This window comes from Mesorhizobium subarcticum (genome assembly GCF_055456085.1).
The window spans coordinates 6081371-6093706 of record NZ_CM144237.1; the positions used below are offsets into that span (position 1 = coordinate 6081371).

The 12336-nt window shown below is 63.4% G+C and carries 11 protein-coding genes; 9 read left to right on the top strand and 2 right to left on the bottom strand.

Annotation, left to right across the window (positions count from 1 at the left end; translation table 11 throughout):
* Nucleotides 1–33: 33 nt before the first annotated feature.
* Nucleotides 34–942 carry a LysR substrate-binding domain-containing protein gene (locus ACZYHG_RS29865; protein WP_464611633.1) on the bottom strand — a complete coding sequence of 303 codons (909 nt, stop codon included), beginning with the start codon at nt 940–942 and terminating at the stop codon, nt 34–36.
* Nucleotides 943–1044: 102 nt separating this feature from the next.
* Here ACZYHG_RS29865 and ACZYHG_RS29870 point away from each other — a divergent pair, with 102 nt between their 5' ends.
* The 4 genes from ACZYHG_RS29870 (at nt 1045) to ACZYHG_RS29885 (ending at nt 4552) form a co-directional block, all read left to right on the top strand.
* The gene (locus tag ACZYHG_RS29870; RefSeq protein WP_464611634.1) at nt 1045–1833 is read left to right on the top strand and encodes a HalD/BesD family halogenase; all 789 of its coding nucleotides are present in this window, start codon (nt 1045–1047) and stop codon (nt 1831–1833) included.
* A 118-nt stretch (nt 1834–1951) separates the two neighbouring features.
* Nucleotides 1952–2677, top strand: coding sequence for a GntR family transcriptional regulator (locus ACZYHG_RS29875; protein WP_464611635.1), 726 nt, complete (start codon nt 1952–1954; stop codon nt 2675–2677).
* Between the two features lie 56 nt (nt 2678–2733).
* On the top strand, nt 2734–3840 hold the full coding sequence (locus ACZYHG_RS29880; RefSeq protein WP_464611636.1) for a mandelate racemase/muconate lactonizing enzyme family protein: 1107 nt from the start codon (nt 2734–2736) through the stop codon (nt 3838–3840).
* Nucleotide 3841: 1 nt separating this feature from the next.
* Nucleotides 3842–4552 (top strand): mandelate racemase/muconate lactonizing enzyme family protein, encoded by a 711-nt coding sequence (locus tag ACZYHG_RS29885; protein WP_464611637.1) that lies wholly within the window; start codon nt 3842–3844, stop codon nt 4550–4552.
* Between the two features lie 217 nt (nt 4553–4769).
* Here the strand turns inward: ACZYHG_RS29885 and ACZYHG_RS29890 are convergent, their stop codons facing one another.
* Nucleotides 4770–5795 carry an IS110 family RNA-guided transposase gene (locus ACZYHG_RS29890; RefSeq protein ID WP_464611638.1) on the bottom strand — a complete coding sequence of 342 codons (1026 nt, stop codon included), beginning with the start codon at nt 5793–5795 and terminating at the stop codon, nt 4770–4772.
* Here ACZYHG_RS29890 and ACZYHG_RS29895 point away from each other — a divergent pair.
* From ACZYHG_RS29895 to ACZYHG_RS29915, 5 genes are all read left to right on the top strand, one after another.
* On the top strand, nt 5794–6402 hold the full coding sequence (locus ACZYHG_RS29895; protein WP_464611639.1) for an enolase C-terminal domain-like protein: 609 nt from the start codon (nt 5794–5796) through the stop codon (nt 6400–6402). The two genes, ACZYHG_RS29890 and ACZYHG_RS29895, sit on opposite strands and share 2 nt — an antisense overlap.
* A 244-nt stretch (nt 6403–6646) precedes the next feature.
* Nucleotides 6647–8308: an ABC transporter substrate-binding protein gene (locus tag ACZYHG_RS29900; RefSeq protein WP_464611640.1), complete on the top strand. Its 1662-nt coding sequence runs from the start codon at nt 6647–6649 to the stop codon at nt 8306–8308.
* Between the two features lie 132 nt (nt 8309–8440).
* A complete protein-coding gene (locus ACZYHG_RS29905) occupies nt 8441–9391 on the top strand; it encodes an ABC transporter permease (protein ID WP_080680974.1) in 951 nt (316 codons plus the stop codon).
* Complete coding sequence (locus ACZYHG_RS29910) at nt 9391–10269, top strand: ABC transporter permease (RefSeq protein WP_027034126.1); 879 nt, start codon at nt 9391–9393, stop codon at nt 10267–10269. Before ACZYHG_RS29905 ends, ACZYHG_RS29910 begins: the two co-directional genes overlap by 1 nt.
* On the top strand, nt 10262–12319 hold the full coding sequence (locus tag ACZYHG_RS29915; RefSeq protein WP_464611641.1) for an ABC transporter ATP-binding protein: 2058 nt from the start codon (nt 10262–10264) through the stop codon (nt 12317–12319). Before ACZYHG_RS29910 ends, ACZYHG_RS29915 begins: the two co-directional genes overlap by 8 nt.
* Nucleotides 12320–12336 lie beyond the last annotated feature (17 nt).

Genomic DNA, 12336 nt, shown 5'->3' on the forward strand with positions numbered 1-12336 from the left:
GGCCCGGTTTCCGCGCGGCGCCCCGACCTTTTCTCAGGTCGCGGGCGCCGTTTTCATGAGCAGGCCAGCGAGAGCGGCCACATCGGCGCGGTCGGCCTTGGCTGGCGGCATGAAGGCGCAATAGGGATGGCCAAGGCGCACTGAAACAGGGGAAAGCGCGATGAGCCGCCCCGCCTCCAGGTCGGCTTGCGCCATTACCCGCTGGCCAAGGGCGATGCCCAGGCCAAGCCTCGCCGAGGCGATCGCCAGGCTGGACAGGCCGACACGGCGCCCGTGCGACGGATCGGGCGAGCGGCTGCCGCCGCAGGCCGCGAACCAGTCCGCCCAGGTGGGATGCGAAGCGTAGTTCGGCCCCCAATTGGTGTGGATAAATTGGCTTTCATGCAGATCCGTCAGGCTTGCGTCGCCCTTGCCGTGCCGGTGCCAGAACTCGGGCGCACACACCGGCAAGACATCGTCATGGACAAGGCGGATCATCCGCAGGGCCGGATAGTGATAATCGCCATAGGAGATGCGCAGATCGATGTTCTGCCGCATCAGGTCGACTGGATCATCCTCGACCCGCACGTCGATCGCCATCTGGGGAAAGGTTTCGAGTAGCACAGCCAGTTTCGGCGCCAGCCACAGTTCGGCCAGCGAGAACGGCACGCTGACGACAAGCCGTGTCCGCAAGCCGCCTTCCAGCATGCGCTGGCCAATGGCGGCGATGTCGCCCAAGGCGCGCGCGGTCTGCGGATAGATGGCGTGGCCGGCGTCGGTCAGCGTGATGCGGTTGCCCGTGCGCACGAACAGCTGCTTGCCGAACCAGGTCTCGAGATTGCGGACCTGCTGGCTGACCGCCGCCGAGGACACGCCAAGCTCGCTCGCGGCCAGGGTGAAGCTGCCGGCCCGGGCCGCGACCTCGAAGGCCTTGATCGCATTCAGCGGCGGCAGCCGTTCCATGCAAAGCTCCGTAAGTTTTTCTTGGCCAATCCTAATAATTTTCCGCGTTGAGAGAAAGAATTTTTTGCCGTCTTGTGTGCCCACCCCCATGGAGCACGCGACATGAAAGACATTCTCGATCTCGACCGTTATCCGCTGGACCGCGAAGGCAGTGCCGAATGGCAGCATCTCGTCGAACAATCGATCGCCGCGCTCGAAGCCGACGGCATGTTCAATCTCGAAGGCTTTCTGCGGCCGGGCATCGCTGAAAAAGCGGTGCGGGAAATCAAGCCGGTCATGGACGCGCGGTCACACGTCCACAAACGCATGCACAACATCTACTTCAAGCCCAGCATTCCCGAACTGGCGCCTGACCACCCCGCCCTGCGCAAGGTCGAAACCATCAGCCACACGGTCTGTGCCGACCAGATTCCTGAAAGCACCGTGCTTGCCATCTACGAATACGAACCGCTCGTGCGTTTCCTCGCAGCGACGATGGGCAAGGCAAAACTGCATGTCATGCAGGATCCGCTGGCCCGCACCAATGTCATGGCCTATCGCGCCGGCGAAGCGTTGAACTGGCATTTCGACCGCTCGGAGTTCACGACGACGCTGCTGCTGCAGCAGTCGCAACGCGGCGGCGACCTCGAATACCGCACCGATCTCAGGTCGGATGACAACCCGAACTATGAGGGTGTCGCGCGGCTGCTCGAAGGGCGTGATCCCGACGCAAAGATCCTGCGCATGAAGCCGGGCACGCTGAATGTCTTCCGCGGCAAGAACACCGCGCACCGCGTCACCACGGTGGAAGGCGAGCGCGAACGCATGATCGCGGTGTTCTCCTACTATGAAAAGCCCGGGGTGACGTTCAGCGCCGAGGAACGGCTCGGCTTCTACGGCCGGGCGGCCTGAGCCTCGCCAAGCAGCGTCCGGATCTGACTGCCGGGTGAAAAGAATCCGAAACTGACATCTTGTTAGATTGTCGACAATCTGATTGTCTTGCCTTCTGTTCTCGCTGGAGTGGGGCCGGATGGTGAAGACGGATTTCAGCCCGATTGCCGACACGACGCGCCGCGCCGAAATCGTGGCGTTGCTGCGGCGCGCGATCCTGACCGGCCAGCTCGAACCCGGCCAGAAGCTCAACGAGCTCAGGATTTCCGAACAGATGCGGGTCAGCCGCGCGCCATTGCGCGAGGCGATGCGCGAGCTGGTGCAGGAAGGCATCCTGACCAGCATTCCCTATGCCGGCACCTTCGTCATCGATGTCACAGCCAAGGATATCGACGATGCCTATTCGCTCAACAAGGTGCTGGACGAGTTCGCCATCGAACGCACCTGGCCACAGCGCGACCAGCGTTTCTTCGATGAACTCGACCGGCGCCATGAAGCGGTGAAACAGGCGACGCGCGATCTCGACACCACGCGCCAGATTGAAACGGCTCTGCAACTGCACGGCCTGATCTACGAATGGGCCGACAATTCGGTGCTGCTCGAGACCTGGCAGCGGCTGACCAGCCGGCTCCAGATGTATTTCGCGCTGCATCTGCATGCCCGCAACGAGCCGGTGCCGGTCGAGGACATGCACGAGACCTATGTGCGGCTGATGAAGGGCAAGGACATGGGTGCCGCCCAGCGCTATGCCCGCGAACATATCGACATCGATTTCGAGGAGTTGCTTGCCTATGCGCGAGGGCTGGAGCAGCGGGAATCGAAGGGCGCCAGGGTCGATCGTGCCGGCCGGAACAACAATGGCTGAGGGCATCGCCGCGCAGGCGATCCATTCCCGACATCACGGACAACGGACAGACAGCAGTGCAGATCAAATCCATCAAGGCATACCATGTCGTGCAGCCCTTTGTGGACGGGCCCTACCGCATGTCCAAGGGGCGGGCCGCCGACTGCTTCGACGCGGTGATCGTCGCCATCACCTCCGATAGCGGCGTCACCGGCTGGGGTGAGATGGCGCCGCTCGGCAATTTCTATTCGGCGGCGTTTCCGGCGGGAACGCGCGCGGGCGTGCCGGAAATCGCACCGCATCTCATCGGCCAGGATCCGCGCGGGCTGGCCAGCATCGGTCGGCTGATGGACACGGTGTTCAAGGGCCATCCCTACATCAAGTCCGCACTCGACATGGCCTGTTGGGACCTGGCCGCACGCGCCGCCGACGTACCCTTGGTGACCATGCTCGGCGGCCGCGAAAGCGATATGGCGGAGACCTACCGGGTCGTCACCCACGGCACGCTCGACCAGATGGCGGCACTGGCAAAAAGGATCATCGCCGAGGGCTGCCGCCGTGTGCAAGTCAAGGTGGGCGGCAATGTACACGACGACATCGAGCGGGTGACGGCAGTCGCCTCGGCCGTGCCGAAAGGTACGGTGATTTTCTGCGACGCCAATGCCGGCTGGACATCCTACCAGGCACGGCAGTTCGCCGATGCCACGCGCGGCATCGACTACACGTTCGAGCAGCCCTGCACGACCATCGAGGAGAACATGTCGGTGCGTCGCATGCTCGACAAGCCGATGGTGCTCGACGAATCCGTGACGTCGCTGGAAGAGATGCTGGAGATTCACCGCTTGGGCGCGGCCGACGGCTTGACGCTGAAAATCTCGCGGCTGGGCGGCGTGACCAGGACCCGGCAGATCCGCGACGTGGCCGTCGATCTTGGCTTCATGATCACTGTCGAGGATACAGGCGGTGCCGAGATCGACACAGCAGCGATGGCTCATCTGTCGCTGTCAACGCCGCAAGAGCGGCGGTTGCATGCGATTGCCTTCCATGAATGGGTGACGGTGCGCACCGCCTTCAACGCTCCGCCGGTCACCGGCAGCCATATGGGCATTCCAGACGGACCCGGCCTTGGCATCGACGTGGACCCGAGCCTGCTCGGCAAGCCGTTCTTCGAGATCGGCGGCTGAGATGAAAATCCGCAGCATCAAGGCCACGCCGATCAATCTTCGCCTCGAAGCGCCCTATGGCTGGGTGTTCGGCGAGTTGGACGGGTTTTCGCAGACGATTGTCGAGGTCGAGACCGAGGATGGGCTGGTTGGTCTCGGCGAGGCGCCGACACCGGCGGCGGCAGCGATCGTCAATGGTGTCTTGGCCGAGCGCCTGGTCGGCCGCGATGCCTTCGACATCGCCGGCGCCGAGCATGTCTGCCTGCCCTACTGGACCGGCGTGCAGTCGATCAACGACCGCACCCGCATCATGGCCTTCGGCGCCATCGAGATGGCGTTCTGGGATCTGCGCGGCAAGGCGTGGAGCCAGCCGCTCTACCAGCTGCTCGGCGGCGCGGTGCGCAAGGACATCCCCTTCACCGACTATTTCTCGCTGCGCGGCGATGGGCCAAAGGTTAAGGGCGAGACGACGCCGGAAGAAGTCGCCGACTATTGCGTCGAACTGCATGAGACGCATGGAACGACCTTCTTCGAAGGCAAATTCTCGACCGAAGACCCGAAGGTCTCGCTGAAAATGGTCGAGCTGATCCGCGAAAAGCTGGGGGACGAGGCGATGATCCGCATCGATTCCAACCAGGCCTATTCGCTGGCGACCGCCAGGCAATTGGCACGGCCATGTGTGGACGCCCCGCCGGATGCAAGAAGAATCTTCGGTTCAGGCTGCTGCGCGTGATCGGGTGCTGCCATGTGTTCGGCCTCTCTTTGCGGCTTCGTCATGGCCGCGGGCCCGTATGGGAGTTCGAGGATCAGGTCCACATCACTGGAACGCGCTCGAAGCGCTCCCCATGCGTCTGGTTCTCCTGATCCCGCCTCGCCGACGTTGCGCCATACCTGTCCTTCGACCTTCTCACGTCCTCCTGGCAGCCTCGCGTTCGCTCACTGCACTGCACTCATGCGGCGGCGGTCGGAGCTCGGTAGGTTCCACCTTTCGTCATCAATGCCCATGCGATGCGCGCGGTCTTGTTGGCCAGTGCCACGATCACCAGCATTGGCGGCTTGCGCGCCAGCATTCGATGGAGCCACGAGCCGGATGGCACGCCTTTGCGCTTGGCCCAGCGCACTACCGCGCTGGATGCGATGATGAGCAGGCGTCGCAGCGTTCGCTCTCCCATCCGCGACGTTCGTCCGAGGCGCTCCTTGCCGCCGGTCGAACGCTGGATCGGCGTCAGCCCGATCCAGGCTGCGAAATCGCGCCCAGAGCGGAACGTCTCTGCTGGTGGAGCCATTGCCTCAAGCGCGGTTGCGATCAGCGGCCCAATGCTAGGCACGCTCATTAGCCGATGGGCCGTTTCGTCAGCTTTGGCCCGCTTCGCAATCTCCGCGTCCAGCGACCTAACCTGATCCTGCAAGCGGCGTAGCGCTTCGACAAGCATGGCAAGGCAACAGCGAGCGGCCTCCGGCACGCCCGAGGTAGGATCCTCAACCTGCGTGATGAGCCGCTCGACATGCGAGGGGCCTTGCGGCGCAATCAGGCCGAACTCGGACATATGCCCGCGGATCGCGTTGATGAGCTGAGTGCGCTGGCCGACGAGCACGTCGCGGGTTCGGAAGATCACAGCCGAGGCCTGCTTCTCCTGGCTCTTCACCGCCACGAAGCGCATCGTCGGCCGTTGCGCGGCCTCGCAGATCGCTTCGGCATCGGCGGCATCGTTCTTCTGACGCTTGACGAAAGGCTTCACGTAAGCCGGTGCGATCAGCCTGACGGTATGGCCGAGCGTGCCGATCTCACGACCCCAATAATGAGCGCCTGGGCATGCCTCCATCGCCACAAGGCATGGCGGCTGCGCAGCGAAGAAGGCCAGCACCTGTTCGCGCCGCAGCTTCCTGCGGAACACAACGGTGCCGGCGGCATCTGCGCCATGGGCTTGGAAGATGTTCTTGGCCAGATCCAGGCCAATGGTGCTAACTTGTGTCATGGACGTCTCCCTTCGGTGGTTCTCAACGCCACCACTCTGGCACATCGATGCCGTCAGGGGGGCGTCCATCCCATCACTGGAGGATCTCGGCGTGCGCAACTGGGAGGATCCGGTGGCGACGATCGAGGAGATGCGCCAGTTGCGGCAGCATTGCTCGATCCCGTTCTCGACCCACAACATCGACATTGCCCGCGCCATGGACCTCAAGGTTCCCGACGCCTTCGTCGGCAATCCGACGGCGCATGGCGGCATCGGCCGCATGCTGCGTTTCGTTGGCGCCTGCGAACACGCCGGCGTCGATTTCTGGTGCTACAGCGGCGACAGCGGCATCGGCAGTTCGGCCTATCTGCATCTGTGCGCGGCACTTGGCTGGATCCGGGAGCCGAACCAGTCGCTGTTTCGCATGCAGCCCATGGATATAACCGAGGAAGGGCCGTTTTCGCCCAGGAACAATGTCGTGCGCGTGCCGGAAGGTCCCGGTCTCGGCGTTGCGTTGTCGCGGAAAAACCTCGACGCCTGCCATCGCGATTTCGTCGAGAACGGACCATGCAACAAGTATCACGACCCGGCGAAGCCCGGGACATATCGCCGTTTGCCGCTGAATTAGGAGGATGTCGAAAAGCAAGCAGGATTTATCGAGAAAAGGGCGCCCTTGGGTCGCTTGGTCGACAGACAATTCATCAAGAAAATCTGACTTTTCCATCCCAACGAGCGGATGGACCAGTCGAAACCGCATGCTACAGTCCATCGACCGACACTGATGATGAGCGCCTGGAACCGGAGAACTCCGCGGAACTCGTCAACTGGAATGAACTCGCCAACCACAACAACTGGGGAAAGGGCTTAGACCCATGAAGAACTACCGCATTCTCGATCTGATCCGGCGCAATCGCTCGCCGCTCGAAAATCACCTCATCGACGGTCTCGTCGACGGCCGTGTCAGCCGCCGCGACTTCATTCGCCACGGCAGCCTGCTTGGCCTGTCGCTGCCGCTTCTGGGCGGCATCACCACGGCCGCCGGCTTCGGTGGCATGCCGTCGCTCGCCCGCGCCGCAGGCGCCGCCGGCGCCACCATCCGCGTCGCCAGCAGCGTGCCGGCAGCCGCCATCGACCCGGTCACCATCGCGGACGCCGGCGGCCTTCTGGTCATGCAGCAGGTTGCCGAGTTTCTCTGCGTCGACGGCCCCGACCTCGTGCTGCAGCCGGCGCTGGCCGAGAGCTGGAAGCCGAACGACACCGGCACGGTCTGGACCTTCAAGCTGCGCAAGGGCGTGAAATTCCACTCGGGCGGCGAGATGAAGGCAGACGACGTCGTCGCCAGCATTGACCGCCTTGCCGATCCGGCAAACTCGTCCAACGCGCTGTCGGTGTTCACCGGCATCCTGCAGAAGGGCGCCTCGAAGAAGGTCGACGATTACACGGTCGAGTTCCACCTCGACGCGCCGAACGGCAACTTCCCCTACATGCTGTCGTCCGACAACTACAACGCCGTCATCATCCCGGCGAGCTACAAGGGCGACTACGAAAAGAGCTTCGACGGCACGGGGCCGTTCAAGATCGAGAAGTACACGGCAAAGGTCGGCGCCTCCTTCGTCCGTAACGACGATTACTGGGGCCCCAAGGCGCTGCCGGATCGCACCGAATTCACCTTCTTCACCGACGTGCAGCCGATGATCCTGGCGCTGCAGGGTGGCCAGGTCGACATCATCAACCAGATGCCGGTGCTGTCGGGCGTCGCACTGCTCAACGATCCGAGCGTCGACATCATCAGCCTGAAGTCGTCAGCCCATCAGCAGCTTCACATGCGCTGCGACGACGGCCCGTTGAAGGATGCGCGCGTGCGCCGCGCCATCGCGCTCTGCCTCGATCGCGACAAGCTCGCCGCCGGCCTGATGAAGGGACGCTCGGCCCTCGGCAATGACAGCCCGTTCGCCGCGGTCTACCCCTCGACCGACACGAGCATACCGCAGCGCAAGCAGGACATCGCACAGGCCAAGCAGTTGATGGAAGCAGCCGGCGTTGCTCAGGGCTTCAAGGTGACGCTGACCACCGAGCGCTACCTCGAAATTCCCGAATACGCGCAGCTGATCCAGAACTGGGTCAAGGAGATCGGTGTCGAGCTCGAGCTCAACATCCTCGATCAGGGCGGCTATTACGGCGACGCGGTGTTCGGCAAATCGAACTGGCTGGATTCGGTGATGGGCATCACCGATTACGGCCATCGCGGCGTGCCGAATGTCTATCTCGCTGCCCCTCTGAAGAGCGACGGCACCTGGAACGCGGCGCACTTCAAGAACAAGGACTACGACACGCTGGCCGCCAGCTATATCGGCGCGCTCGACCTCGAGTCTCAGAAGGCCGACGCCGGCAAGATCCAGAAGCTGCTGCTCGAGGAAACGCCTGTTATCTTCGGCTATTTCTACGACTATCTGACGGCAACGGCGAAGGGGGTGGCCGGCGTGCAACCGACTGCCATGTCGCAGCTGTTCCTCGAAAAAGCATCGAAGGCCTAAACGAACTCATTGTTGGAGCATGATCTTTTCCGAAAACCGGTCCCCACTTTTCGGGATCATGCTCGAAAGGGAAAGCCAATCCTCTAACAGCCAGCTCCCGCATGGGGGCTGGCTCCACAAGGAGTCTCAGCCATTCTCTCCTTCTTTGCACGGCGTGTGTCGCTGTCGCTGGTTACGCTGTTCCTGCTCAGCATCATGGTGTTTCTGGGCGGCCAGGTGCTGCCCGGCAATGTGGGACGCGCGATCCTGGGGCCGTTTGCCGATCAGCGCGCAGTCGACGCGCTCAACCACACGCTCGGCGTCGATCGTCCGCTGCTGACCCAGTATGCGACCTGGATCTGGAACTTCGTCCAGGGCGACATGGGCACGTCCTACATTTTCCGCTCACCGGTGGCACCCTTTGTCATCGGTGCTTTGGGCAATTCGATGAAGCTGGCGGCGGTCGCCTTCGTGCTGGTGGTGCCGATCGGTATCCTCGGCGGCGTCATCGCCGCGCTCAACCTCAACCGGCCGCTCGACCGCATCATCAGCCTTGGCGGCCTGTCGGTGACGGTGCTGCCGGAGTTCGTCACCGGCATCATCCTGATCCTGATCTTCGGCGTCTGGCTGCGCTGGCTGCCGATCTCGGCCGCATGGCCAAAAGATGCCGGCTTCTTCACCCAGCTCTATTACCTGATCCTACCCTCGCTGCCCCTGTTCCTGGTGCTGTTCGGCTATATCGCGCGCATGGCGCGCTCCGGCATGATCGAGGCACTCGATTCCGACTATACGCGGACCGCGGTGCTCAAGGGCCTGCCCTGGCGCACGGTGATCTGGCGCCATGTGCTGCGCAATGCGTTGCTGCCGACCATCACCGTCATTGCCACCCAGACCGGCTACCTCATCGGCGGCCTGGTGGTGATCGAGACGCTGTTTCGCTACCAGGGCATCGGCTCGCTGATCTTCACCGCCGCGCGCGGCAAGGATTTTCCGATGCTGGAATCAGGCATTCTCACCATCGGCATCGTCTATGCCGTGGCGACATTGATCGCCGATTTCCTCTATTCCGTGCTCAATCCACGCATCCGGCTGGGGTCAGATTAATGAGCGCCGTCCAGACCACCTCTCCGCCACAAGACGACACGCGCCGGCGCAGCCCCATGGCGGAAGTCTTTTTCTCGCTGCTGCGCTCCAAAACGTTTCTTGTCGGTTTTGCCATCGTGCTGTTCTGGGTTGCCTGCGCGCTTTTCGGCGAGCATTTCGCGCCCTACGATCCGCTTGCCGACGACATCATCAACGCGCTGGCACCACCCTCGCGCGAACATTGGTTCGGCACCGACCAGATCGGACGCGACGTCTTCTCGCGCGTCATCGTCGGCTCGCGCGATATCCTCACCGTCGCGCCGTTGGCGACACTGCTGGCGACGGTCGCCGGCACAGCGCTTGGTCTGCTCACCGGCTATTTCCGCGGCATTGTCGACGATGTCGTCAGCCGCATCCTCGAAGCTTTCATGGCCATCCCCGTGGTCATCGTCGCGCTGCTCGCCATCGTCGCGCTCGGCACCTCCAAGACCACCGTCATCGTCGTCATCGGCCTGAGCTTCGCGCCGATCATCGCCCGCACCGTGCGCTCGGCGGTCTTGGCCGAGCGCGAACTCGACTATGTCGCGGCAGCCCAGCTCAGGCACGAAAGTGCTGTGCATACAATGTTCGTCGAGATCCTTCCCAACGTCATCCCGCCGATCCTGGTCGAGACCACCGTGCGGTTGGGCTATGCCATCTTCGCGGTCGCCACGCTGTCCTTCATGGGTTTTGGTATCCAGCCGCCCTCACCCGACTGGGGACTGTCGATCTCCAGCAATTACGGCATGATCGGCGGCGGCTTCTGGTGGACTGTGCTGTTTGATGCGCTTGCCATCGCCTCGCTGGTGATCGGTGTCAATCTGGCGGCTGACGGCGTTCATGGAGCGCTCAATGACTAACTCCGCCCCGACTAAGTCCGCAAAGGCCGAAAACGCCCTCGAACTGCACGACCTGTCGGTCGCCTATCGCGTCGCTGGCCGCAACCGCGCCGTGCTGCGCAATCTCAGCCTCAACATCCGGCAAGGCGAGGCCTACGGGCTGGTCGGCGAATCCGGCTGCGGCAAATCCACCGTGGCGCTCACCGTCGTGCGCTATCTGCCAAGGAACGGTTCGATATCGGGGGGCGCCATTTCGCTCGACGGCCAGGATGTGATGAAACTCGACGCCGAGGCGCTTCGGCGCGCTCGAGCCGAAAGCGTCTCGATGGTCTATCAGGATCCCGGCAAGGCGCTGAACCCGTCGATCCGTATCGGCCGCCAGTTGACAGAGATCTTCGAGCTTGGCGGCATTACCGGCCAGGCAGCCACCGATCGCGCCATCGCCATGCTGAACCGGGTGCGCATCTCCGATCCGCCAAGCGTCATGCAGCGCTATCCGCACCAGCTCTCCGGAGGCATGCAGCAGCGCGTGGCGATCGCCATGGCGCTGGCCAACGATCCCTCGATGCTGATCCTCGACGAGCCGACCACCGGCCTCGATGCGACGGTCGAGGCAGAGGTGCTCGATCTCATCGCGCAGCTGCGGCAGGAACTGTCGGCCTCGATCCTGTTCATCAGCCACAACCTCGCCGTCGTCTCCAACATGTGCGACCGGGTCGGTGTGCTCTATGCCGGCATGCTGGTGGAAGAAGGGCCGACGGATGTCGTGTTCAACGATCCGCGACATCCCTACACGGTTGCCCTGCTGCGCTGCCTGCCGCGCGGCGGCCAGCGCAAGGACCAGGGCCGGCTCGACACCATCCCCGGCTTCCTGCCGGGCATTGGCGCTGACATCAAGGGCTGTGCCTTCGCCGACCGGTGTGCGCTCGCAGACGACCGCTGCCGCACCGAATTGCCGCCGCTCTATGATCTGAGCGACGAGCGCGGCAAACGTCTGTCGCGCTGCTTCCATCACGATAAGGCGCAAGCTCTGCCGCGCGCCACACCGAGCGATGTTGCGACAGCGCCCAAGCCGACAACCGCACCGGTGCTGCGGGTCGCCGGGCTGAACAAGACCTATGCCAGCCACGGCCATCCCTTGCGCGCCGTCAAGGACGTCTCGCTCGATCTCAGCCCCGGCGAGACGCTGGGGCTGGTCGGCGAATCCGGCTCGGGCAAGACCACCTTCGCCAGGCTGCTGCTCGGCCTTGTCCCGCCCGATGACGGCGGCACCATCGAGCTTGAGGGCAAGGCGCTGGCGCCGAAGCTGGAGAACCGTGGCGACGACCAGGTCAAGGCGCTGCAGATCGTCTTCCAGAATCCGGACTCGGCCCTCAACCGCTCGCATTCGATCCGCCATATACTCAGCCGCGCCTTGAAGCGGCTGGCCGGCCTCTCCGGCAAGGCGCAGGAGACGCGCCTCGACGATCTCGTCCGCTCGGTGCGCCTCACCGATCGGCACCTGGCCGTCAAGCCACGGCAGCTCTCAGGCGGGCTGAAGCAGCGCGTTGCCATTGCACGGGCCTTCGCCGGGGATCCGCGCATCGTGGTCTGCGACGAGCCGACATCGGCGCTCGACGTCTCCGTTCAGGCGGCGATCCTCAACCTGCTCGCCGACCTGCAATCCAAGGAAGACGTCAGCTACATCTTCATCTCGCACGACCTTGGCGTGGTGCGTTACCTCTCCGACAAGATCGCCGTGCTCTATCTCGGCCGCATCATGGAGATCGGGCCATCGGAGGAAGTCTTCTCCGGGCCGCATCATCCTTATACCGAAGCGCTGCTGTCGGCCGTGCCAAAACTCCACCAGACCGAGACGGTGCGCATTCGGCTCGACGGCGAAATCCCCAGCGCCACCAACCCGCCATCAGGCTGCGTCTTCCACACACGCTGCCCGCGCAAGATCGGCCCGATCTGCGAGCAGCAGGAGCCGCCGCTGGCCGAGGCACAGCCCGGCCATTCCATCCGATGCCATATCCCCTATGCGGAGCTGGCGAGGCTGCAGAAGGCCGGCGTGATCGAACCGGCATAGCGCGAGGCATCGCTGGC